This window comes from Secundilactobacillus sp. MJ173 (genome assembly GCF_059704265.1).
In genome coordinates this window covers 1-1,495 of record NZ_BAAKGN010000018.1, presented here as the reverse complement: position 1 = coordinate 1,495, position 1,495 = coordinate 1, and the positions used below count along the sequence as shown (strand labels likewise).

Here is a 1,495-nt window from a genome sequence, read left to right as displayed (position 1 = left end):
TCGTGGTTAAGTCCTCGACCGATTAGTACTAGTCCGCTCCGTACATCACTGCACTTCCACTTCTAGCCTATCTACCTGATCATCTCTCAGGGGTCTTACTTCCATATAGGAATGGGAAATCTCATCTTGAGGCGAGTTTCACACTTAGATGCTTTCAGCGTTTATCTCATCCACACATAGCTACTCAGCAATGCGCCTGGCGGCACAACTGATACACCAGCGGTGTGTCCATTCCGGTCCTCTCGTACTAGGAACAGCTCCTCTCAAATTTCCTACGCCCGCGACGGATAGGGACCGAACTGTCTCACGACGTTCTGAACCCAGCTCGCGTACCGCTTTAATGGGCGAACAGCCCAACCCTTGGGACCGACTACAGCCCCAGGATGCGATGAGCCGACATCGAGGTGCCAAACCTCCCCGTCGATGTGGACTCTTGGGGGAGATAAGCCTGTTATCCCCAGGGTAGCTTTTATCCGTTGAGCGACGGCCCTTCCATACGGTACCGCCGGATCACTAAGCCCGACTTTCGTCCCTGCTCGACCTGTCTGTCTCGCAGTCAAGCTCCCTTGTGCCTTTACACTCTACGAATGATTTCCAACCATTCTGAGGGAACCTTTGGGCGCCTCCGTTACTTTTTGGGAGGCGACCGCCCCAGTCAAACTACCCACCTGACACTGTCTCCCGCCACGCTAAGTGGCGCGGGTTAGAGTGTTCACACAACAAGGGTCGTATCCCACCAGTGCCTCCACCGAAACTAGCGTTCCGGTTTCTACGGCTCCGACCTATCCTGTACAAGTTGTGTCAACACCCAATATCAAGCTATAGTAAAGCTCCATGGGGTCTTTCCGTCCTGTCGCGGGTAACCTGCATCTTCACAGGTACTTTAATTTCACCGAGTCTCTCGTTGAGACAGTGCTCAGATCGTTACGCCTTTCGTGCGGGTCGGAACTTACCCGACAAGGAATTTCGCTACCTTAGGACCGTTATAGTTACGGCCGCCGTTTACTGGGGCTTCATTTCTGGGCTTCGCCGAAGCTAACTCATCCACTTAACCTTCCAGCACCGGGCAGGCGTCAGCCCCTATACGTCATCTTACGATTTTGCAGAAACCTGTGTTTTTGATAAACAGTCGCCTGAGCCTCTTCACTGCGGCTGCACTTGCGTGCAGCACCCCTTCTCCCGAAGTTACGGGGTCATTTTGCCGAGTTCCTTAACGAGAGTTCACTCGCACACCTTAGGATACTCTCCTCGACTACCTGTGTCGGTTTGCGGTACGGGTAGTAAGATACTCACTAGAAGCTTTTCTCGGCAGCGTGACATCAGCCACTTCCCTACTTAAATTCGGTCCTCATCACAGCTTGTCTACCCGGTTGAAAGCATTTAACTAACAACCAGACTTGCTGCTTGAACGCACATATCCAACAGTGCGCACGGCTTAGCCTTCTGCGTCCCTCCATCGCTCAAACATATCTTACTAGTACAGGAATATCAACCT

The 1,495-nt window shown here is 52.4% G+C and carries 1 rRNA gene; it reads right to left on the bottom strand.

Going from position 1 to position 1,495, the window contains the following annotated elements:
• Window positions 1-2: 2 nt before the first annotated feature.
• Window positions 3-1,495, bottom strand: a 23S ribosomal RNA gene (locus AC6H04_RS02320); the annotation flags it as partial.